25 protein-coding genes are annotated in these 21,528 nt (G+C 62.5%); 5 read left to right on the top strand and 20 right to left on the bottom strand.

The genetic code is table 11. The features are described 5' to 3' along the window. Nucleotides 1–31: 31 nt before the first annotated feature. Both frr and pyrH read right to left on the bottom strand, forming a co-directional pair. A complete protein-coding gene (frr, locus tag DX923_RS04600; protein ID WP_116113024.1) occupies nucleotides 32–589 on the bottom strand; it encodes a ribosome recycling factor in 558 nt (185 codons plus the stop codon). Nucleotides 590–770: 181 nt separating this feature from the next. Further along, on the bottom strand, nucleotides 771–1,514 hold the full coding sequence (gene pyrH / locus DX923_RS04595; protein WP_116116158.1) for a UMP kinase: 744 nt from the start codon (nucleotides 1,512–1,514) through the stop codon (nucleotides 771–773). Between the two features lie 215 nt (nucleotides 1,515–1,729). Between pyrH and DX923_RS04590 the strand changes: the two genes are divergently transcribed. Further along, nucleotides 1,730–2,338: a class I SAM-dependent methyltransferase gene (locus tag DX923_RS04590; protein ID WP_205413105.1), complete on the top strand. Its 609-nt coding sequence runs from the start codon at nucleotides 1,730–1,732 to the stop codon at nucleotides 2,336–2,338. 75 nt (nucleotides 2,339–2,413) lie between these two features. Here DX923_RS04590 and tsf read toward each other — a convergent pair whose 3' ends face one another. After that, nucleotides 2,414–3,238, bottom strand: a complete 825-nt coding sequence (gene tsf / locus DX923_RS04585; RefSeq protein WP_116113022.1) for a translation elongation factor Ts — start codon at nucleotides 3,236–3,238, stop codon at nucleotides 2,414–2,416. Between the two features lie 50 nt (nucleotides 3,239–3,288). Next, the gene (gene rpsB, locus DX923_RS04580) at nucleotides 3,289–4,140 is read right to left on the bottom strand and encodes a 30S ribosomal protein S2 (protein WP_116116156.1); all 852 of its coding nucleotides are present in this window, start codon (nucleotides 4,138–4,140) and stop codon (nucleotides 3,289–3,291) included. A 351-nt stretch (nucleotides 4,141–4,491) separates the two neighbouring features. Between rpsB and DX923_RS04575 the strand changes: the two genes are divergently transcribed. After that, the gene (locus DX923_RS04575; RefSeq protein ID WP_116113020.1) at nucleotides 4,492–5,673 is read left to right on the top strand and encodes an aminotransferase class I/II-fold pyridoxal phosphate-dependent enzyme; all 1,182 of its coding nucleotides are present in this window, start codon (nucleotides 4,492–4,494) and stop codon (nucleotides 5,671–5,673) included. 310 nt (nucleotides 5,674–5,983) lie between these two features. After that, the gene (locus DX923_RS04570) at nucleotides 5,984–6,364 is read left to right on the top strand and encodes a M23 family metallopeptidase (RefSeq protein WP_240322739.1); all 381 of its coding nucleotides are present in this window, start codon (nucleotides 5,984–5,986) and stop codon (nucleotides 6,362–6,364) included. A gap of 45 nt (nucleotides 6,365–6,409) precedes the next feature. Here DX923_RS04570 and DX923_RS04565 read toward each other — a convergent pair whose 3' ends face one another. The 14 genes from DX923_RS04565 to rpsP form a co-directional block, all read right to left on the bottom strand. Continuing rightward, nucleotides 6,410–6,997 (bottom strand): DUF3152 domain-containing protein, encoded by a 588-nt coding sequence (locus tag DX923_RS04565; protein WP_240322737.1) that lies wholly within the window; start codon nucleotides 6,995–6,997, stop codon nucleotides 6,410–6,412. 160 nt (nucleotides 6,998–7,157) lie between these two features. Then, entirely contained in the window at nucleotides 7,158–8,072 is a 915-nt protein-coding gene (locus tag DX923_RS04560) for a tyrosine recombinase XerC (RefSeq protein ID WP_116113015.1), read from the bottom strand. 132 nt (nucleotides 8,073–8,204) lie between these two features. After that, nucleotides 8,205–9,407, bottom strand: coding sequence for a DNA-processing protein DprA (gene dprA, locus DX923_RS04555; RefSeq protein ID WP_116113014.1), 1,203 nt, complete (start codon nucleotides 9,405–9,407; stop codon nucleotides 8,205–8,207). Continuing rightward, nucleotides 9,404–10,963, bottom strand: a complete 1,560-nt coding sequence (locus DX923_RS04550) for a YifB family Mg chelatase-like AAA ATPase (protein WP_116113012.1) — start codon at nucleotides 10,961–10,963, stop codon at nucleotides 9,404–9,406. Before DX923_RS04550 ends, dprA begins: the two co-directional genes overlap by 4 nt. After that, nucleotides 10,960–11,316 carry a YraN family protein gene (locus DX923_RS04545; protein ID WP_275895843.1) on the bottom strand — a complete coding sequence of 119 codons (357 nt, stop codon included), beginning with the start codon at nucleotides 11,314–11,316 and terminating at the stop codon, nucleotides 10,960–10,962. Before DX923_RS04545 ends, DX923_RS04550 begins: the two co-directional genes overlap by 4 nt. Nucleotides 11,317–11,539: 223 nt before the next feature. Continuing rightward, a complete protein-coding gene (locus DX923_RS04540) occupies nucleotides 11,540–11,863 on the bottom strand; it encodes a DUF2469 domain-containing protein (RefSeq protein WP_116113009.1) in 324 nt (107 codons plus the stop codon). Further along, entirely contained in the window at nucleotides 11,853–12,722 is an 870-nt protein-coding gene (locus DX923_RS04535; protein ID WP_430732291.1) for a ribonuclease HII, read from the bottom strand. Before DX923_RS04535 ends, DX923_RS04540 begins: the two co-directional genes overlap by 11 nt. Before the next feature lie 2 nt (nucleotides 12,723–12,724). Next, complete coding sequence (gene lepB / locus DX923_RS04530) at nucleotides 12,725–13,549, bottom strand: signal peptidase I (protein WP_116113007.1); 825 nt, start codon at nucleotides 13,547–13,549, stop codon at nucleotides 12,725–12,727. 80 nt (nucleotides 13,550–13,629) lie between these two features. Continuing rightward, entirely contained in the window at nucleotides 13,630–14,283 is a 654-nt protein-coding gene (gene lepB, locus DX923_RS04525) for a signal peptidase I (RefSeq protein ID WP_275895842.1), read from the bottom strand. 68 nt (nucleotides 14,284–14,351) lie between these two features. Continuing rightward, nucleotides 14,352–14,708, bottom strand: coding sequence for a 50S ribosomal protein L19 (gene rplS / locus DX923_RS04520; protein WP_116113004.1), 357 nt, complete (start codon nucleotides 14,706–14,708; stop codon nucleotides 14,352–14,354). Between the two features lie 244 nt (nucleotides 14,709–14,952). Further along, a complete protein-coding gene (trmD, locus tag DX923_RS04515) occupies nucleotides 14,953–16,185 on the bottom strand; it encodes a tRNA (guanosine(37)-N1)-methyltransferase TrmD (protein WP_116113002.1) in 1,233 nt (410 codons plus the stop codon). A 12-nt stretch (nucleotides 16,186–16,197) separates the two neighbouring features. Beyond that, nucleotides 16,198–16,704, bottom strand: coding sequence for a ribosome maturation factor RimM (rimM, locus tag DX923_RS04510; protein WP_116113000.1), 507 nt, complete (start codon nucleotides 16,702–16,704; stop codon nucleotides 16,198–16,200). 145 nt (nucleotides 16,705–16,849) lie between these two features. Next, entirely contained in the window at nucleotides 16,850–17,092 is a 243-nt protein-coding gene (locus DX923_RS04505) for an RNA-binding protein (protein WP_116112999.1), read from the bottom strand. 2 nt (nucleotides 17,093–17,094) lie between these two features. Then, nucleotides 17,095–17,577 carry a 30S ribosomal protein S16 gene (gene rpsP / locus DX923_RS04500; RefSeq protein ID WP_116112997.1) on the bottom strand — a complete coding sequence of 161 codons (483 nt, stop codon included), beginning with the start codon at nucleotides 17,575–17,577 and terminating at the stop codon, nucleotides 17,095–17,097. A gap of 280 nt (nucleotides 17,578–17,857) precedes the next feature. Between rpsP and DX923_RS04495 the strand changes: the two genes are divergently transcribed. Together DX923_RS04495 and DX923_RS16910 are read left to right on the top strand one after the other, a co-directional pair. After that, nucleotides 17,858–18,424 carry a PAS domain-containing protein gene (locus DX923_RS04495; RefSeq protein WP_116112995.1) on the top strand — a complete coding sequence of 189 codons (567 nt, stop codon included), beginning with the start codon at nucleotides 17,858–17,860 and terminating at the stop codon, nucleotides 18,422–18,424. Beyond that, complete coding sequence (locus DX923_RS16910) at nucleotides 18,376–19,329, top strand: methyl-accepting chemotaxis protein (RefSeq protein ID WP_116112994.1); 954 nt, start codon at nucleotides 18,376–18,378, stop codon at nucleotides 19,327–19,329. The genes DX923_RS04495 and DX923_RS16910 overlap by 49 nt, the downstream gene beginning before the upstream one ends. A 52-nt stretch (nucleotides 19,330–19,381) precedes the next feature. On the opposite strand, the gene DX923_RS04485 is transcribed toward DX923_RS16910, so the two are convergent. Both DX923_RS04485 and DX923_RS04480 read right to left on the bottom strand, forming a co-directional pair. Next, the gene (locus DX923_RS04485; protein ID WP_116112992.1) at nucleotides 19,382–20,320 is read right to left on the bottom strand and encodes a GNAT family N-acetyltransferase; all 939 of its coding nucleotides are present in this window, start codon (nucleotides 20,318–20,320) and stop codon (nucleotides 19,382–19,384) included. 74 nt (nucleotides 20,321–20,394) lie between these two features. Next, nucleotides 20,395–21,483, bottom strand: a complete 1,089-nt coding sequence (locus DX923_RS04480; protein WP_116112991.1) for an amidohydrolase family protein — start codon at nucleotides 21,481–21,483, stop codon at nucleotides 20,395–20,397. Between the last annotated feature and the right edge of the window lie 45 nt (nucleotides 21,484–21,528).

Below are 21,528 nucleotides of genomic sequence, written 5' to 3'. Positions count from 1 at the left end.
TCGTCGTGGGCTCTCCGCGAACTGATCGAGGTCAGACCTCGAGCAGTTCGGCTTCCTTGCCCTTCAACAAGGTGTCGACGAGTTCGGTGTGCTTCTTGGTGGTGGCGTCCAGTTCCTTCTCCGCACGCATGCCCTCGTCTTCGCCGACTTCGCCGTCCTTGATCAGCTTGTCGATCGCATCCTTTGCGTGACGTCGCACGTTGCGCATCGAGACCTTGGCGTCCTCCCCCTTGCGGTGCGCCATCTTGATGTACTCCTTGCGCCGCTCCTGAGTGAGCTCAGGGAAGACACAACGGATCGCGTTACCGTCGTTGCTCGGGTTCACGCCTAGTTCCGAATCACGGATAGCTTTCTCGATAGCAGCCATCGCGCTCTTGTCGAACGGAGTGATCAGCATCGTCCGGGCTTCCGGCGTCTGGAAACTGGCGAGCTGCTGCATCGGCGTCGGTGCCCCGTAGTAGTCCACCAGGAGCTTGGTAAACATCCCTGCATTGGCCCGGCCTGTCCGGATACCGGCGAAGTCCTCCTTGGTGACCTCGATCGCCTTCTCCATCTTCTCCTCGGCCTCGAACATGATCTCGTCCAGCATGACTGCTCCTGTCCTGGTGTGCCGGCTGCTGAGGCTCGGCGGTACGCATCCGGTGCGGTGGTGTAGTGGGGCCCATCGTGTCAGACTCCGCTGCACACCGCGGCCCATACGGTGTGTCGGAAGATCGATCGGCGGAGCAGGCGCCGTCCAGCACAGGCTTCTTGCCCCACCCGGGATGGAGTTAAGCCGAGTACACCTCCGTGCCGATGCGCTCTCCGGTCAGAGCACGCCGGATAGTTTCCTCTCCCTGCATCCCGAACACGATCATGGGAAGCCGGTTCTCCATGCACAGGCTGAAGGCAGCTGCGTCCACCACCTTGAGGCCCTCGGACAACGCCTGCCCATAGCTGACTCGCTCAAGTTTGCGCGCCTGGGAGTCGATCCGGGGATCTGCGTCGTAGACACCGTCGACACCGTTCTTACTCATCAGGACCGCATCACAACGACATTCCAACGCCCGCTGAGCTGACACCGTGTCGGTGGAGAAATAGGGCATCCCTGCGCCTGCACCGAAGATGACCACGCGCCCCTTCTCGAGGTGCCGCATCGCACGTCGAGGAATGTACGGCTCGGCGACCTGCCCCATCGTGATCGCGGTCTGCACCCTCGTGTCGATCCCCTGTTTCTCCAGGAAGTCCTGCAAGGCCAGGCAGTTCATCACCGTGCCCAGCATGCCGATGTAATCCGCGCGGGCTCTGTCCATACCCCGCTGCTGCAGTTCTGCGCCGCGGAAGAAATTACCGCCACCGACGACGATCGCAACCTGGATCCCAGTGCGTGCAGCGTCAGCGATCTGTTTAGCGATCCCACGGACGATATCCGGATCGACCCCGATCTGCCCGCCCCCAAAAGCCTCTCCCGAGAGCTTCAGCAGCACCCGCTGGTAGTCGCGCTGGTCATTCTCCGGGGCAGGTACCGTGCTCAAAGTCGTCTCCCTGGTGGGGGCGGATGCGGTCACCCGATCCTCCCACAGGCTGCCCCAGCCGCGCCAAGTCGTCCGCTCCTGTACTGGAGAGGCGTGTCACCACGCCCAACCGCCCCGACCGCCTCACGAGTCGAGGCGGCAGTAGTCGATCCTGGTGGAGTGCTCACCTGCCCTTACGGTGGTCATTGAGCATCATCCAATCTGGAGGAGAACGCGTGAACCGCGAGCCAAGCAACTGGGAACGTATCGTCGCCGAAAATCCACACCATTCACATTGGTACATCGAGCGATTCCGCACTATGGCCCGCCGAGGGGACGATCTCGCGGGCGAGGCGCGCCTCGTTGACGCGATGATCCCCCGTGGCGCACGAGTCCTGGACGCTGGTTGTGGGCCAGGTCGTGTAGGTAGCGCACTCCATGAGCGTGGCCACGAGGTGGTCGGTGTGGATGTTGATCCAGTCCTGATCGAAGCTGCTCAGGAGGATCATCCGGGTGCTACATGGCTCGTCGGCGACCTCTCCCTGCTGGATCTTCCCGCGCAGGGCATCGCTGAGGGATTCGACGTCATCGTCTGCGCTGGGAATGTGATGACTTTCCTCGCACCCAGCACTCGAGGGGAGGTGCTGCGCCGATTCGGCCTGCACCTGCGCGATGGCGGCCGGGTGATCCTTGGTTTCGGAGCAGGCCGCGGTTATTCCTTCGAAGAATTCCGCAGTGACGTCGATTCAGCTGGGCTCGCCGAGGACTTGCTGCTGTCCACGTGGGATCTGCGTCCGTTCACCCCGGAAGACGGCTTCCTCGTCGCTGTTCTCCGTCAAGCCTGAGCCGGACATGACAACGGGGCCGGTGCCTTTCCCCGGAGGGGGAGAGGAACCGGCCCCGCGTGAAGCAGAGTCAGCTCACTGGCCGACGCGGATGCGCGCGAAGCCCTTGGCCTCGGTGCCCGCTTCCTTAAGAACCTGCTGAACGGTCTTCTTCTGGTCCTTCGCGAACTTCTGCTCCAAGAGCACGTTCTCAGCGAAGAAGCCGTTGACTCGGCCTTCGACGATACGGGGAAGAGCCGCTTCTGGCTTGCCCTCCTCCTTGGCCGTGGCCTCGGCGATACGACGCTCGTTCTCCACCGTCTCGGCGGGGATCTCCTCGCGGGTGAACACCGTCGGGGAGAAAGCGGCGATGTGCATAGCCACATCCTTCGCCGCGACGTCGTCTCCGTCGTAAGCGAACAGCACACCGATCTGCGCAGGCAGGTCAGGGCTGGTCTTGTGCAAGTAGGAGACGACCTTGGCACCTTCGATGCGCGCCATGTGACGCACCTCGATCTTCTCGCCGATGGTGGCATTGGCCTCGTCGAGGACGACCTTGACCGATTTGCCATCGATCTCGCTGGCCAGAAGCTCTTCAGAAGAGGTGGCCCCGGATTTGACAGCCTGGTCGAGAACGGTCTGAGCCAGCGCGATGAACTTCTCGCCCTTGGCCACGAAGTCGGTCTCGCAGTTAACCTCGACCATGACGCCGAGGCCTCCGTCAACATGAGCGGTGACCAAGCCGTTGCTGGCAGAGCGGCCTTCACGCTTGGTCACGCCTTTGAGACCCTTGACGCGCAGCAGCTCAGTGGCTTTGGCCGCGTCGCCGTCGGCCTCGTCGAGAGCTTTCTTGACGTCCATCATGCCGGCACCGGTGGCCTCGCGGAGGGCCTTGATGTCAGCGGCGGTGTAGTTCGCCATGCGATATCCCTATCTGTTCGATGCGGAAGTCTGGAACGACAGGCTGCGCCTCAGGCCTGAGGGGCTTCCTCGGCGACAGGCGCGGCCTCAGCCACAACTTCAGCGGCCGGAGTCTCAGCAGCAGGAGCAGCAGATTCACCGGACAGAAGCTCGCGCTCCCACTCGGCCATGGGCTCCTCAGCAGCAGCGCCTGCGCCCTCTCCACGTCCCTGGCTACGAGCGATCAGGCCCTCGGCCACGGCATCGGCGATCACACGGGTCAGCAGGGTGACCGAGCGGATGGCGTCGTCGTTGCCCGGGATCTTGTAGTCGACCTCGTCGGGGTCGCAGTTGGTGTCGAGAATCGCGATGACCGGAAGTCGCAGCTTGCGCGCCTCGGTGACCGCGAGGTGCTCCTTCTTGGTGTCGACGATCCACACCGCAGAGGGAACCTTCTGCATGTCGCGGATACCGCCGAGGGTGCGCTCCAGCTTCTCCTTCTCCCGGCGCAGAACCAGGAGTTCCTTCTTCGTGCGGCCGCTGCCAGCCACGTCGTCGAAGTCGATCTCCTCGAGCTCCTTCAGACGCGCGAGGCGCTTGTGGACGGTGTTGAAGTTGGTGAGCATTCCGCCGAGCCAGCGGTGGTTCACGTAAGGCATACCGACCCGGGTCGCCTGCTCGGCGATCGGTTCCTGCGCCTGCTTCTTGGTCCCGACGAACAGGATGGTGCCGCCGTGGGAGACCGTCTGCTTGACGAACTCGAAGGCGTCGTTGATGTAGGTCAACGACTGCTGCAGGTCAATGATGTAAATCCCGTTGCGCTCCGCCATGATGAAGCGCTTCATCTTCGGATTCCAGCGACGCGTCTGGTGTCCGAAGTGGACGCCGCTCTCAAGGAGCTGGCGCATGGTGACGACGGCCATGCCGAGGTCTCCCCTCATGAGTTCCAGTTGTCCACGACGACCGCGGGTTTGCGATTGTCGTGCCTGGCGTACGCGATGCCCTGCCACCGGGTCGACAAGCCGCAAGTGCGGAAAAGCTAACGACCCGGACTGCGACGGAGCATCCCCTTTGTGAGGTCAAAGACCTTCACATCCGGAACGGCGTACGCGCGAATTCCATCTCGGTCAGCCGAGACGGTGCTTCCATCTTACGGCCGTTCCCGGGTCCACGACGAATCCACCGCCGGACGTTCACCCAAGGTTCCTCAGCAGGGCCGTCCCCTCCGTGGATGCCGATCGTGCCTCCACGAAAGCGCTGGATACATTGTGCGCATGACCGCTCCCCTGACATCCCGTATGCGCGAGTTCGGTACGACGATCTTCACCGTCATGAGCGACCTGGCCGCCCGCCATGGAGCCGTCAACCTGGGGCAGGGTTTTCCCGATACCGACGGCCCCTCGCACATCCTGTGTGCTGCGGCACAAGCCCTGCAGGACGGACACAACCAATACCCTGCATTACGCGGAAGCGCGACGTTGCGTGAAGCCATCGCCGAACACCAGCAACGCTTCTATGGCCTGCATGTCGACCCCGACAGCGAGGTCCTCGTCACCGCGGGTGCCACCGAAGGCCTCTCCGTCTGCCTCAATGCACTCTGCGAGCCAGGAGACGAAGTCGTCCTCATCGAACCCTTCTACGACGCCTACGCTGCCGCAGTCGCCCTGGCCGGCGGCCGTCGTCGGACCGTTCCCTTGCGCGGTCCCGATCTACACCTGGAAGAATCGGACCTACGAGCAGCGGTCGGCCCTCGTACCCGCGCCATCGTGGTGAACACACCGCACAATCCCACCGGAAAGGTCTTCACCGCAGAAGAACTAACACTCATCGGCAAGGTAGCCCTCGAAACAGGCTGCTGGGTGATCACCGACGAGGTCTACGAACACCTCGTCTACGACGACGCCCGCCACCTCCCTTTGGCCTCACTTACTCGCACCTTGCCGGAGCTGTCCGCACTGAGTGACCAGGTCCTGACCCTTTCCTCGGCGGGAAAAACCTTCTCGGTCACCGGATGGAAGGTCGGTTGGATCACCGGATCTGCAGAGGGTATCGCTGCGGCAGCCACCGTCAAGCAGTACCTGTCCTTCTCCGGCGGGGCGCCCTTCCAACCTGCGGTGGCCGCGGGTCTCCGGCAGGACGACGAACTCTTCGACGAACTCACCTCGAGTATGCGCAAGCGACGCGACATCCTCACCGAAGGACTCCTCGATGCGGGTTTCACCGTCTGTGGCGGTCAAGGAACCTACTTCCTGTTGGCCGACGCCGCCCCCCTCGGAGTCACCGACGCGTCCACCTTCTGTCAAGAACTTCCTGCCCGTTGTGGCGTGGTGGGGATCCCGGTGACTGCTTTCTGTGACCAGCCGGGGCCGTACTCCAGCCTGGTTCGATTCGCCTACTGCAAACGCGAGGACGTCCTCATCGAAGCGGCGCGTCGACTCAGGACCCTGCATAGCTGAGATCCTGACCCACAACCCTCGGGTGCCGCCGACACCATCCACATGCGACCGCTGAGAAGGCCGGAAGTGGTCGGATGTCGGCCACCCTTGGCAGGTGCCCTCCGCCGCTTTCCCCCTGACTCTTCTGGCCATGGGAGCCTTTCTTCCGATCTTGGCTCCCCCACAGCCGCTTTCGGCAGACGCTCGGCCTAGCTCCGTGTCTTTCCTGACACAGGGTCCAGATCAGCTATCCCCCAGCGGTCACCGGACGACGTCGAAGCCCGCGATCAGGCCTCGCGGGCGATGGCTGTGGCCGCTATCTCCTGAACCGTTGGTCGCCCGGCCGTTCGATGCGCCGCCCCAGCCCTGGCTCGCCGGACACCGAGGTGTCGATCTACTCACCGCCAGGGGAAGCTCAGTGCTGGCGCCTGCTCCAGGAACTGTGGCTTTCCGAGGAATCGTCGCAGGACGGCCGGTCGTGTCGATCGATCATCCCGGCGGTCTTCGCTCCACTTATGAACCGGTCTCCTCATCACTCTCTCCAGGCACGGCAGTTGTCGCCGGGCAAGTCATCGGACAGATCGACGTCGACGCCTCACACTGTGCTCCACAGACCTGTCTGCACTGGGGGCTACGCCGAGACAAGGCTTATCTCGACCCGCTCCGGATGATCCGGTTGGCTCCCATCGTGCTCAGACCGACCAGTAGTTGAGACCTGATCCCGATCGGAATGACCGAGATCGACAAGGCCGATTCCTCAAGGTTCCTGACCTGTCACCGGCCAGGGGTAACGGGTGCATCCGTCCAGCCCCAAAGTCTGCTGCAACATCACTGGTGCAGGAGATCCCGGAGAGGAACAGGGCTCGTGGCCGTGCCCCAACGCATGACCGACCTCATGGTTGATCAGATAGATGCGGTAATGAAGTAGATCGTCCGGATAGCTCTGTGCTCCACGAACCCACCTCAGGGCATTCAACGCAACCCGGTCGCCATTCCGGCAGCTGACCTCGCCTTCGGTCCGCAGAGGCGCACACATCCGATCCACCGTGGTCGGACTGGCCAAGGTGATCCGCACCTGTGGACGTTCCCCGGACTGCACTTGGTCAGGGCTCAAGCTCACGAAGTGCACTCGATCCTGAGGTTCCCATCCCCGGGGATCGGTCAGCACCCTACGAACCAGTGTGCTGAACTCGTCGACGTCGACAGCTGACCCGTCTTCGACCTCCACCGAATAACTCACCCTGCGCCCAACACGGTCGCTGTCCGCTCCCGGCACGGTCAATGCGCGCACCCATCCACTCCCTGTGGTCGGCACCGAGGCCGGATGAGCAGCTGATGATGACATGACAGCAGGATTTCGCGGTCGCTCAGATCCTAGTAGATCTCCAGAAGAAAATGCTGGCCCAATCATGGCGATCAAGGCGAGCGCCCCAGCCGCCCAAGACAATCCCTGAGCCGCAGTAAACTGCCTGACTGCCGGTTCCGTGTCCGTCTCGACCGGTTTCTCAAGCTCGCGGATGCGCTTGTTCATACGAACTCCTCAACCGTTCGGCGGAGACATGGGTGTAGATCTGCGTCGTACCGAGGCTGGCGTGTCCCAACAGCTCCTGGACGGTACGCAGATCAGCACCTCCCTCCAAGAGATGGGTCGCTGCGCTGTGCCGTAACCCGTGCGGGCTCAAGTCGGGGGCCTCCGGCACATGCGCGATCATCTCGTGCACTACCCGGCGTACCTCTCGAGGGTTGACCCGTCGCCCTCGGCGTCCGAGGAAGAGTGCCGGACCCGACGCGGCGTTGACCAGAAGGTCTCTCCCCTGGTCCGCCCACAGACGTAGAGCGCGTGCGGCGGGGATCCCGAAAGGCACGATGCGCTCCCGGTTGCCCTTGCCGATGACCCTGGCGACGCACTGTTCTGTATCGATGTCGTCCACGTCGAGCAGGACGAGCTCTCCCACCCGGATACCTGACGCGTACAGGAGCTCCAGCATCGCTCGGTCCCGGATATGGACAGGGTCCTCGTCATCGGCGACCACCTCTGCCACGTCCATGACGTCGGTGGCTTCCTGGACCTTGAGTACGCTGGGGAGAACCTGCCGTCGGGGAGGCGACGCGAGCCGCTCAGAGGGGTCGCCGGGGATCAGTTCTTGTTTGGCAGCCCAGTTGAAGAAAGCTCTCGCCGCAGCGGCACGCCGCGCGAGAGTTCCACGGGCGGCTCCGGAGCCTGCCTGGTCCGCCAGCCAGGACCTCAGATCGACCAGTTGGAACTGCTCCGGACCGGTCAGCCCATGCCCACGGCCGTAATCCGCCAAATGACGGAGGTCACCCAGATAGGCCCGTACGGTATGTGGTGAGGCGTTGCGTGCATGGCGCAGATATCTGCGGTATTCCTCGATCGGGTGCTCCCAGGCATCTGTCGTCACAACTCTCAAAATTCCTGACAGACCGGCTCCCAAGCAAGTTCCCTCGCCGAGAGCCGTTCGACAAGTGACCGCAGAACCACGCATCCGCCATCCTGCCAAGGAATGTCGCAGACCGACACGGGCAGCCCACAGTCATCGAGTACGCCGCCACCCCCATGCGTCCTGTGCAGCCAGCCCAGTCAAGGAGAGCTGGCCCAAGCCCGAACGCGTTTCACTCGGTGAAAGTCCGCTGATCGCGCTCAACTCCGTGAGCCCCAGACCATGTCGGGGCGAGAGTGCGTCGAGGACCCGGCGTGACAACTCGTCCAGGTCATCTCCCGGGCGCTCCGGCCCCTTCCGCACCGGAGCAAGATCCACTCCGATCTCGCCCACTTCCTCGGCCACCTCCGCCGCATCGGTCACCAAGGTCGCCATTCCCGCCCGCACCATCTCATGACAGCCGGCCGAAGACATCGAGGTCACGGGGCCGGGAACGGCCATCACCGGCCGGTGCAGCCCGGAAGCTGTTCCCGCGGTGTTCCGTGATCCTGAACGCAGGCCAGCTTCCACGACCAGCGTTCCCGACGCCATGGCAGCGATGATCCTGTTACGTAGCAGGAAGCGCTGTCTCATCGGCGCAGCTCCCGGTGCTGTCTCGCTGATGACAGCACCTGAACTCGCAATCTCGGCGATCAGCCCGGCATGCACTGCTGGATAGGGTCGATCCACACCACCGGCCAGAACGGCAACGGTCGTGCCTCCTACGGCGAGAGTGCCTCGGTGGGCGGCAGCATCAATACCGCAAGCAGCTCCGCTGACAATGGTGAAGCCACGTTCGGCCAAGCCTGCAGATATCTCTGCGGCCTGTGCTTCCCCGTAGGGCGTGGAGGCACGGGCTCCGACGACAGCCACGCTGCGTCGGCATGTCTGTCCGAGCCGTAGAGGTCCTCGGACCCACAAGGCATGAGGCGGTCGTTCGAGATCGTTCAGGCCTTGTGGCCATTCAGGGTCGTCCGGGACGATCAGGCGTCCGCCGATCCTCCTGAGGAGCGCTAGGTCCTCGTCGATGTCAAGTGTGGCCAGCCTCGCTGAGAAACGGCCGTCCTCACTCCCTTCAGGAAGCGTCGGCAATCTCCGTAATGCAGCGAGCGCGCCGTATCTGGAGATCAGCCGGTGTGCTTTGGCGTCACCAGGTTCGGCGATTCTCGCCCAGGCTGCGCGTGCTTCCCGGTCGTCATCAGGTCTACGACCCCAAGAGCTCGGCCAAGCAGGCCAGGAGCTTGGGTCCGGTCCTTCGTCGGAAGAGCACGAGGGGAAATTCTTGGAGAAGTTCAGAGGCAGTGCTGTGTCGTTCATCCGTGGGCTCCTGCCTGGGCGCGTAGCGTCAATGCGATACCGATGTCGGCGCGGTTCGGGGTGCCCCCACCGGCCAGATCTCGAACGGTCTGCGAAAGTCGAAGCACCCGGTCGTATCCGCGCAGGGTGAGTTGGCCTCGTTCAAGCGCCCGGTCGAGGTCGGTGCGAGCTGTCGGGGGAACAGCGTGTGGCCCATGCCTGAGCTCGCACCCTGGAACTTGAGCATTGAGTGACCAGGGCTGTCCTCCGTAGCGTGCTCGTTGAATCTTCCTCGCCGCGGAGACTCTTTCGGCAACGGTGGCGCTGTCCTCTCCCCGGGCGTTGCCGAGCATCGCGATGCTGACAGCGGGCACCTGCACCTGAAGGTCCACCCTGTCTAGCAGCGGACCTGCCAAGCGTCCCAAGTAGTCACGACGTGCCCGCGGAGTACACGTGCAGTCGCGTCCCTTGCCATGTCCGCGCCCACAGGGGCAAGGATTCGCCGCGAGAACGAGCTGGAAACGGGCCGGATAGCGCACCGAGGATCGGGAACGAGCCACGACGACGGTGCCTGATTCCAAGGGTTGCCGGAGGGATTGAAGAACATGGGGACGGAACTCCGGTGCTTCGTCGAGGAAGAGCACTCCGTGATGCGCTTGGGAAATCAGACCTGGCCGTACGGCTCCGCTCCCTCCACCGATCATCGCGGACATCGAGGCACCATGGTGAGGAGCGACGAAGGGTGCGTGCCGTACGAGCACCCCGGAAGGAAGTGTCCCCAGAACGGAATGGATCGCGGTGCTCTCCAACGCCTGGTCCTGGGCCAGCAGCGGAAGGATGGAAGGGAGCCGTTCGGCGAGCATGGTCTTGCCAGAACCTGGCGGTCCGAGCATGAACATGTGGTGTCCGCCTGCTGCCGCGACTTCCAAGGCGAATCGGGTGTCTTCCTGGCCGATTACATCGGCGAGGTCCGGATGTTTCTCTTGCAAAGGAGACTTCACGGCAGCTGTCGCGCCGAGAGCTTCGGCAGGATCCGGATGTTCTGGGATCGGGTGTCCCCGCCTGCGAGCATCGTGCAGAGCCGCCAACTGGGAGAGGGTATGTACTGGCCAGATGGTGATTCCGGGGACCAGTCTGGCTTCGGCGGCATTGGCTGCAGGAACGACAGCCGCGTCGATCCCTGCTTGTGCTGCGGCAAGCACGAGGGGCAGAACACCGTGCACAGGACGGACGGTCCCGTCGAGGCCCAGTTCGCCCAGGTGTAAAACGTCAGATACCTGGGCGAGTGGAAGTTTCCCTGCTGCGCTGAGCGCCGCTACCGCAATGGCCAGGTCAAGGCCAGATCCGCTCTTCGGCAAGGAAGCCGGCGACAGGTTCACCACAATCTTACGAGTCGGCAGATCGAGACCCGAGTTAGCTGCTGCTGCCCTGATCCGATCGGTGGCCTGCCGACAAGCGGCATCGGGCAGCCCCACGATCAAGAAAGTGGGAAGTCCATTGCCGACATCAGCTTCAGCCTGAACCAGGGCTCCTTCAAGGCCATCGAGCACAGTACCTCGGGTGCGGCCCAGCGTCATGAGGCGATACCGACGAGATGGTCAATGACCGGGCGGCCGCTACGCGGCACGAGAACTCCGATCACATCGATCCGTAGGCCTGCGGTCCTATTGCTCTCCTCCGGATGTGCGAGGAGCCACCATCCTGCGAGTTTTTTCAATCGAGCGACTTTTTTCCAGGTCACGGCTTCCGCAGGCACCCCGTAGGAGAGGGTCCGCCGAGTTTTCACCTCACAGATCACCAGATCGTGGCCGTCCTGAGCGATGATGTCGATCTCTCCGTCGGCGCACCGCCAATTACGCCCGAGAATATTCAGGCCTTTGTCCTGCAGGTATCGTGCCGCCAGTCTCTCGCCATAGGCACCCAACGCCACTCGTCGTCGATCGACCGTTCCCTGGTTCCCGGTCCTGTTAGCTTCTGGAAATGACCCCGGGGAATTTCTTTGGGTGTATTCCTCGCTGCGCACGCTCGTCATAGGTCCAGGCTGATGCCCTGGCGTGGACCGTTGTCAGCCGTCGACGATCAGCTGTGGAGAAAGAAGCTCGACAGTCGGGGTTGTGGATCGTTCTGGCCTGGCGTCCCAGGAGAACGGCTCTTTAACGGCCGAAGGTGTCGCTCTCCGGAACTTCGAGATCTGGTTTGGCCAGTTCTTCGATGTTGATGTCCTTGAAGGTCACCACCCGGACGTTTTTGACGAAACGTGCTGGGCGGTAAACATCCCACACCCATGCGTCGGACATCTGAACGTCGAAGAAGACCTCTCCACCCTCGCTACGCACCTTCACATCGACCGAATTGCACAGGTAGAACCGTCGCTCGGTCTCCACTACATGACTGAAAAGCCCGACGACGTCGCGGTATTCACGATAGAGCTGAAGCTCCATCTCGGTCTCGTACTTTTCGAGATCCTCAGCGCCCATCAACTGCCACCTCCACGGTCCCATCATGTCGCATACCGGACCGCAGTTCGGCCATCGCCTCCCCGGCGCGGTCGTGTCTCGTGGAGACAGAGTCGAATTCCCTGGTAACAGGCGGAGACCCAGTGGGGACGCCGAGGTTCCATGATCTTCGGTGCCATTCGGACGGACCTTTGGTGCGCAGCGCCTCCAGATGCGCAGCGGATCCGTATCCCTTGTTGATCTCCCAGCGATAACCGGGGTGCTTTTCGGCCCCGACAGCCATCATCTCGTCGCGTTCCACCTTGGCGAGCACACTCGCAGCGGCCACCGAAGAACAGGTCAGGTCAGCTTTAATCCGTGTTTGCACAGGAGGGCAGAGCGCTGCCCCCTCAATCAGCCCAAGGAGCCCTGTCGCGGACGGATCGGTGAGCCAATCATGTTTCCCGTCGAGAATGACCAGATCAGGTCGAAGTCCACAGGAGTCGAGAGCCCGTGAACCAGCCAGCCGAAGTGCACCGATGATCCCCAGGGCGTCGATCTCGTCAGGGAAGGCATGCCCCACTCCCCACCCGTCAGCCCATCGCTTGATCGGCTCGATCATGGACTCTCGGGCAGTGGCGGTGAGCAGTTTTGAATCTCGGACACCGGAAGGCGCCGAGCGTACCGATGCACCAACACAGACCACTCCGACAGACACAGGGCCGGCCAATGCGCCCCGGCCGACCTCGTCCATACCGGCGATGATCCGATAACCCTGACGCTGCAGTGCACGTTCCAGCCGCAGGCTTGGCGTTTTTCCTGATGCTGCGGGTTTCCTACGGTTCCGGATCCTGGCTGCCGATGCCATCTCAGACGTTCCCGCTCCTGCAGGATCTGACATCGTTACTTCTTCTCCTTCGGTTCCGGCACCTTGGCAAAGGTCTGCGAATCCGCGCCTAGCCCGGTGACCCTGCCTAATGGCCACACCACGGCAAAGGCACGCCCGACCACTTTGTCCATAGGAACACTGCCGTACAAGCCTGTGTGGTTCTTCGACTGGTTGCCGGATGGCGTCGTCCGGGGTAGCCCTGGCACGCCTGAGCTACCCGGTTCGATGTCGTTGTAACGGCTGTCTCGTGAATTCGAACGATGATCTCCCAAGACCCAGATCTTGCCCTCAGGGACCGTGATATCGAAGGGAATCTCGCTGGCTTTGTCACCGGGAAAAAGGTAGGGCTCGTCGATCTCGACCCCGTTGATCTCAAGTTTTCCGTTGGCTGAACAACACTTCACCCGGTCCCCGGGAAGGCCCACCACCCGCTTGATCAGATGGTTGTCCTCCTGGCTGGGTAAAACCCCTACCCAGGCCAGAGCATCCTTCACCTTTTGAGAAGGACCTTCTTTTCGTGGCAAGGTCGGTACCCCGGTCAGCCATTGTCCCGGGTCCTCGAAAACCACGACATCTCCTCTGGCCAAGGAGAAAGGCCCCGGTGCCAGTTTACTGACCACGACACGATCGTCCCGGATGAGAGTGTCGTTCATGGAATCGGAGGGAATCCAGAAAGGCTGGACCACGAAGGTCTTGATCAACGAGGAGATGACCACTGCGAGGACGACCACGATGACGATCTCCCGGAAAAAAGCCCACACGCGCCCTGCGATGGTGCGTGGAACTTCTTCACCTTTTTCGTCCCCGCTGTCCGATGCACCACCCGCTTGCTCGCGCATGTCTCTCCTGTCATAGCGTGACCGGTGCCGAGTGCCGGACAGGTAGAACTCTGCCCGGCCGGCCTCGACAGCCTTCGACGCTAGGAACCGACCGCTCCGATCCGGTTCAGCGGCCAGTATCGGAACATGACGGGACCAATCACGTCGTCCACGGCGACAGTACCCCCGCCGGGAGACCCCAGGTGCGCCCTCGAATCAGCCGACTGTGATCGATGGTCTCCCATGAGCCACAAACGTCCTGGTGGGACGGTGATATCAAACTTCTGTTCGCTCGGAGGGTTGCCCGCATAAACGTAGGGCTCATTGATCGCTTTGCCATTGACCGTGAGTTTGCCTCCGGCATCACAGCAGACAATCCGATCCCCGCCAACACCGATCACTCGTTTGACGTAAACGCTCCGCGGTTCGTGTCCTTCGAGTTTGCCCAGTAGCTTCTCCACTGGACCGGATTCAGCGCCAGGCACCGGGCCGAAAGTCGACTCACCATCGAAAACCACGATGTCGCCTCGTTTGATCCCGCTTCCGCCAGACCATTTACTGACGATGACGCGGTCCCCGGGGTTCAGGGTCGACTCCATCGAAGAAGAGGGGATTCCGTAGACCCCCAGGACATAAACCCGCATCAACAGGGTCAGCAGAAAGACGACGACCACCACGAGCCAGAACGGAGGCCGCCACGCAAGCGTGTCGCACCGTCCTGCACGGGTGGTCGTCGTCTGTGTGTCGTTGCTCACAGCACCCCAGCGCTTTCGCGGCCGAGCTGCCTGCTCGTCTTCACGCACAAAAGGAAGATCGCCGCCGCTCAGCGGGCTGTGTTGTCGCGCTTCTCACGGATCTTGGCAGCCTTGCCGCGCAGGTTCCGCAGGTAGTAGAGCTTGGCGCGACGGACGTCACCGCGGGTGACAACCTCGATCTTCTCCACAACAGGGGTGTGCACCGGGAAGGTACGTTCAACACCAACACCGAAGCTCACCTTGCGAACGGTGTAGGTCTCCCCGATGCCACCACCGTGACGACGGATGACGACGCCCTGGAAGACCTGGACACGGCTGCGCGTACCTTCAATGACTCGCACGTGGACCTTGACGGTGTCCCCCGCACGGAAAGCGGGAATGTCGTCACGGAGGCTGACTGCGTCGACGGCGTCGAGCTTGTGCATGGCGCGTTCACTTTCTCGGTCGTGCCACGGGTCAGGCCGGATCAATCGTCGATGAGTGCGCTGGCCAAGGCCGCATGTGCCACACCTGACGGTGAAGGCTACACATCCCCCCGTGGTAGGGGCCGAGCATGATTCCAGACGCGACTCACCATTGTGCCAGAGCGGACGGCTCGCCCAGAAATCCACGTGCCGGCGGATTCCCTACGTCAACGTTTGGAAAACGACCGTACGTGGCAGTGCTCGATCACACCAGCCGACATTCCATCTCCAAGGTTCCTGGCACCTGAGGTTCCCCACGACAGACACGGAACCCGGCCTTCTTGTATATCCGCTGGTTACGTTCGCTCGACCGCCCGGTCATCAACCAGGCGCGAGTAGCACGCGCGTCCGCTTTCTCCAGGCAGAAGGAGAGCAGTGCTCGCCCCAAGCCACGGCCAGTCAGGTCGGGCGCCACCATCAGCCGACCCACCTCCCAGGTCCGAGCCTCGTTCTCCGCATCACGTGACCCACGTACGAGCCGCCCCCTCACGGATGCCACGAGACGACCAGAGGCTGGGTCACGCAGGATCCAGGTCTGCCAGCCAGCTTCAGAAAGCAGCGAGTTCCGGATCTCCTCCAGGCTCTCAGTGAGTGGCGGGATCGACAGATCTCCGTTGAGCTGTGCCTCGGTCACCCAGCAAGACCTGGTCAGAGTAAAGAGTTCTCCGGCGTCCCCTGGGGTTGCCAAAGACAGAGAGAGATCGTGCTCCCCGCACAGCACGGCGGCACTCGGCAACAGATCTGGGCGGCGCTGCGCTGTGCGACTCAGACGCTCTTCGTGTCTCCAGCGAGCTATCTTTCCGTGATCCCCGGACAGGAGGATCTGCGGAACCTCACGCCCACGCCAGCTCGCAGGCTTGGTGTAGACCGGATATTCGAGCAGTCCCCCGGTGTGTGACTCCTCGGTCAATGACTCCTCGTTACCGATCACACCAGGCAGCAGGCGTGCCACCGCTTCGATGACCGCGAGCGTGGCCACCTCCCCTCCGTTGAGCACGTAGTCGCCCAGGGACACAAGGCGTACTCGGTCTTCGCCAAGGCACTCTTGAGCGTACGAGTAGACCCGCTCGTCGATGCCTTCATAGCGACCGCAAGCGAACATCAACCATGGTTCACGGGCCAGCTCATAGGCCATGGCCTGGGTCAGCGGTCGACCTCCTGGCCCAGGGACAACGAGCACCGGTCCATCTTCGGGACAGTCCGACCCAAGAGTGTCGAGCACGCTGTCGAGCAGTTCACCCCAAGGCTCGGGTTTCATCACCATGCCGGCGCCACCGCCGTACGGGCTGTCGTCGACCGTCCGATGACGATCATGGGTGTGATCCCGAAGGTCGTGGACTCGAATGTCGAGCAGCCCCTCGACCTGGGCCTTGCCGATGAGGGAGAGCTTCAGCGGGCTCAGGTAGTCAGGAAAGATGGTGGCGACGTCGATACGCATGCTTTGCCTGCCTCAGCCATTCAGATCGAACAGGCCGTCCGGTGCGTCGACCACCACACGCTTCTGTTCCAGATCAATGACCGGGATCAGGGCTTCCACCAGGGGAACAGAGCCGGTGCGACCGTCATCCAGTCGGACAGCCAGCCGGTCCTGGGCCGCGCCCAGTTCCAATCCGGCGACCTGGCCGATCTGTTCGCCAGAGGCGGAGAACACGTTCAGGCCGATGAGTTCATTCTCGTACCAACCTTCGCCGTCGTCCTCACCGGCAGGGAGAACGAGACGTCCGCCACGTAGAGTTTCGGCAGCGTTACGGTCAGAGTGTCCTTCGAAACCCAACAGCCAGGTGCCGTTGTGCACCCTGACCGTGGCCAAGGTCAGTTCGGCGATGTCGGCGAGCCCTTCGATGGTGAAGACCTCACCGGGTGTGAGCCTGTTCTCCGGGTCGTCGGTATGGATCTGAACGGTGACCTCCCCACGAAGGCCATGGGCTTTGCCGATCCGGGCCACCACGGTGTCCACGATTCACTCCTCGTGCCAGTTCAGGGGACTGCCCACCTGCTAAGCAGGCGCCAGCCTCGATATCACTTTGGACAGGCGGGCAGACCTCAGGGGCACGACACCTACGGCATCGTGCCCCTGAGGCAGAGACAGTTGACCGGGATACTCAGCGCATCCGGTCGGTGTCGACGATGTCCACCCGGACAGGGCGTCCTCCGGCCAGCGCGGTCATCACCGTGCGCAGTGCGCTGGCGGTGCGACCGGAGCGTCCGATGACACGACCCAGGTCGTCAGGGTGCACACGCACCTCGAGGACCTCGCCACGCCGCAGCTCACGATGCCTGACAGCGACGTCCTCGTCGTGCTCGACGATGCCTTTGACGAGATGCTCGAGGGCTTCCTCGAGCACGATCAGGCCTCGCTCTTCTCGTCGGCCTCTGCCGCAGCTTCCTCGGTGGGAGCCTCAGCAGCGGTCTCCTCGGACTTCTCCGCCTTGGCGGCCTTTTTCTTGGCCGTGGTGGGGCCCTTCTTCTCGTACTCCTCGTCGGCCTTGCCCGCTGCAGCCATAGCTGCCTCGTAGAGGTCCTTCTTGGAGGGCTTGACCGGCTGAGGCTTGAGGGTGCCCTCGGCACCTTCCTCGCCCTTGAACTTCTGCCAGTCACCGGTGATCTTCAGCAGAGCCTGGACCTGCTCGGTGGGCTGGGCGCCCACTCCCAGCCAGTACTGCACACGCTCGGAGCTGATCTCGATGACCGACGGCTCGGCGGTGGGGTGGTACTTGCCGATCTCCTCGATCGCACGACCGTCCCGCTTGGTGCGGGAGTCCATCACGACGACGCGGTAGAACGGTGCACGGATCTTGCCCATGCGCTTCAAACGAATTTTGACGGCCACGAGTGTGGTCTCTCCTTGTTCTGTGAATGAGCACGGCGAGACCGGCGATGGAATAAGGCCGGGGTGCCGTTACTCGGTGTGTAGGCGTCCAGCCCGCGCGAGTCTGGCTCGGGCAGACGGGTACGTATGCCATTCTGCCAGATCTGCAGACCTCCAGCGGCGCGGAGCCACCGCGCCTTAGCTACCGACCGACACCGAACGCTCACATCTGAGCTCCCCGAGTCGACTTGCACAACACGGAATCCACTCGTCACCCCGCCGTACCCTCCGGAGAAGAACCGTGCCATCTGCTGCATCTGCTTCTACCCCGCGTACCCATGAAGTCACCTTCGGTGAAGACGAACTCATCGTCAGCAAAACCGACCTGAAGGGTGTCATCACGTACGCGAACGATGTCTTCACCCGAGTCAGCGGGTACCGCGAAGAGGAATTGATCGGCGCTCCGCACAACATCGTGCGCCATCCCGACTGCCCGGGAGGAGTGTTCAAGCTGCTCTGGGACACCATTTCCCGCGGACAGGAAATCTTCGCCTACGTGAAGAACCAAACGCGAGAAGGCGGATATTACTGGGTGCTCACGCACGTGACCCCGACCTGCAACCAAGCGGGAGACACCATCGGATACCACTCCAGTCGTCGTTCTCCCGAACGTGCTGCCATCGCCGAGGTCGAAGCACTCTACGGACTCATGCGCGTCGAAGAGGCCAGGCACTCCCACCGTCGAGATGCAGCATCGGCCGGGCTGAACCTGGTCACCGGGATCTTGGCCGATCGGGGCATCACCTACGACGAATACGTATGGGATCTCATCCATCGCACGACCCCGGCACACCGCAGGGCTGCATGATGAGACACACGGAGTCGATCCATCTGACAAAAGAGGAGAGCTCCCTCGTCGAAGCAATAGAACATATCGACCAGGTCATGGCCCGCACCGTCCAAGGAGACCTCGATGCCAGGGTCATCCTCTTACATGCACCCGAGCCTGCTACCCGACTCGCACACCATGTCAACGCGGCTCTCGATCTCTTAGAGGCCTACACCCGAGAAACCCAAGCCTGTCTGAGAGCTTCCGCTGAAGGACGTTTCTACCGGGTAGTGCTACTACGGGGTATGCCCGGGCAATTCAGAGACGGAGCCAAAGCCATCAATGCGGCGCGAGCGGCCATGCTCGCCCATGACACCCAACTGACGCTACGCGACCACGAACGTACCGAGGTGGCCGAAGAAGTCGCTGCCATCTCTGGACGTCTGAGCGGGGCTGCGCGCGAGCTCGGCGAAGCAGCAGGGGCACTATCTAAGACCACCAGCCAGGCCGTCGGGTCAGCAGAACAGGCCAGGTCCACGGTGGAAGAACTCGAACGAGCAAGCGCCGAGATCGAAACTGCTGTACGCCTCATCGCCGCCGTGGCATCTCAGACTCGGCTACTGGCCTTGAATGCCACCATCGAAGCGGCCCGCGCCGGCGAATCCGGGAGAGGTTTCGCCGTGGTGGCCGGTGAGGTGAAGAACCTCGCGAACGAAACCACTCAGTCCTCTGACGGAATCAACGCACAGGTGCGAGCAGCACAAGAAGCTGCAGGAGAAGCAGCAGCTGCCATCGCGGCCATTGGATCAGCCATCGATGAGATCGACCGACAGATCCAGGGGATCACCTCCCGGATCGGTGGACCCCAGGGGTTAACCCCCATGTCGGCCGCGTTGAGCGACCAGGTGCATCGGCTTACCGGAAAGATGGAACGATCGGAATGAATCCCGGATAGGACCAGCGCCGCCGAGGCATCGCGCTCCTGGTCTCTCCCGGTCAAGGGTGCGGCAGGGAAGAGCCCACCGACCATGCCTTCGCACGTAACGCGACCGAGGCTGTCCCCGCTGGCTCTCTCCCGCCCATGAGATCAGCCCACTCCACATCGGAGAGCACGAGCGGCGAACGTCCTCCGGACAGAGAATTCGATATCCGTCGGGCCGCAGCGCAATCCTCCAGGACGACAGCGCCGGCTGTCTGCAGCGAGTGAGCAGCCGACTCCGGCCCGAGCGCTTCCAACTGTTGTGCAGCAAGGACCACAGCCCCGAGCTCTCCACCCAGCTGAACGCCGACGGCTTTCCCTCTCGCCTGGTCAAGCGCACCTGCGGGAAGTACCACGATCACCGTCTGTCGCCTCGTAGCCGCATAGGGATGAGCAGGCCATTCCGACGAGAGGACACCGTAAGTCAGGTGGTCCCGCCAGGCGTGGCGTCCGGACTCGTCCGGCAGCCACAGATACTCCGGCCATTCCCCTCGTAATCGGAACCCCAACGAGCGGAGTAGACCTGCCGAGCGCACATTTCCCGGTTGCACCGAGGCTTCCAGACGGTGCAGGCCCATACCGGTCGGTTCCGGCGCGAAAGCCAGATCGACCACGAGCCGCAGGCCTTCGGCAAACAACCCTCGACCCGCGTAGGGATCGTAGGCGTCGTAGCCCATCGCTGCAGCGAGAGCACGGCCTCGCACCACATTGGTCACATTGATCCGGCCGACGATGTCGTGATCGCCTTCCGGTGCCGAAGCGTGGACGATAAAGGTCCGGTGCGCACCGGACTGCCACCTCAGGTGCCGTGACAGGTCGTGTGGGTCGACAGGATTCCACCGGGACAGCCTGCTCCGAGAGCCTTCGACCGCTACCCGATAGGGCGCGACATCCGCTGCGGTCACGGTGGCTACATGGACCCGCTCGCCTTGTGCGCTCATGGCGCGGCCGACCATGTTCTCCTCGGTCGCTGGTTGCGAAGCTCCGTTCCTGGGTGCGTTCTCGTGAAGACCTCGTCCCATCGGAGGAATCACCGGACGAGCCGACCGCGCAGCACGGTCCGATGTGGTCGGCCCAGAATGCGCAAGTCCGTTCGCGGATCGTCGAGGAAGACGAGGAAATCAGCTTCAGCGCCTTCTTCGAGCCCAGGTCGACCGAGCCATTGCCTGGCTTCCCAGGTCGCAGCTGCCAAAGCTCCCTCAACTCCCATCCTGGTCCGAGACAGTTCGAGAACTTCATGGGCCAGCAGCCCGTGGGGAATCTGCCCGCCGGCATCGGTACCGCAGTAGATCGACACCCCCGCCTCGTGGGCGGCGCTGATGGTCTCATAGCGGCGACGGTGGAGATCGAGCATATGTGCCGCATAGCTCGGGAACCGGGGTCTTCCTGCAGCTGCGAAATCTGGGAAGTTGAGGATGTTCACGAGGGTCGGCACGATCGCGATCTTCTGCGTAGCGAATGTGTCTATCGTCTCGGGCACCAATCCTGTGGCATGTTCGATGCAGTCGACTCCTGCCGCAGCGAAGTCCACGAGAGATTGTTCGCCGAAACAGTGCGCAGTGACTCGCGCACCTTCTTCGTGCGCGGCGGTAACAGCTTGGGTGAGCACCTCGACCGGCCAACAGATACCCAGGTCACCACGTTCACGGTCGATCCAGTCGCCGACCAATTTGACCCATCCGTCACCAGCTCGTGCCTCCTGCCGCACATAGTCGACAAGCAGGTCGGGTTCGATCTCATGGGCGAAATTCGGGATGTACCGTCGAGTCCGAGCGATGTGGCGTCCAGCACGGATGATTCGGGGAAGGTCTTCACGTTTCTGGAGCCATCGGGTGTCTGCCGGCGACCCTGCATCGCGGATGAGGAGGACACCGGCGTCACGTTCGGCCAGCGCATGTGCTTCAGCACGATGCGGATCAACTGCGCCATGTTTCTCCAGGCCGATATGGCAATGAGCATCGACCATACCGGGATAGACGTGCCCATGAACGGTCTCGACATCGGCTGCTGAATTCGGCGGCGTGTAACTGATGCAGCCGTCCACGACCCAGATGTCGTCGCGGACTTCGTCGGCACTGACATGGATCTGGCCGGAGACGTGCAGCACAGGAGCGCTCATAGGCTCGAACTTATCGCGGCTCCCAGGCAGCTAAGCGTGGAACTC

The sequence above is a fragment of the Austwickia chelonae genome (genome assembly GCF_003391095.1).
GTDB classification, from domain to species: domain Bacteria; phylum Actinomycetota; class Actinomycetes; order Actinomycetales; family Dermatophilaceae; genus Austwickia; species Austwickia chelonae_A.
Note: the sequence above shows the minus strand (reverse complement) of the source record. Positions and strands in the feature narration are given on the sequence as shown.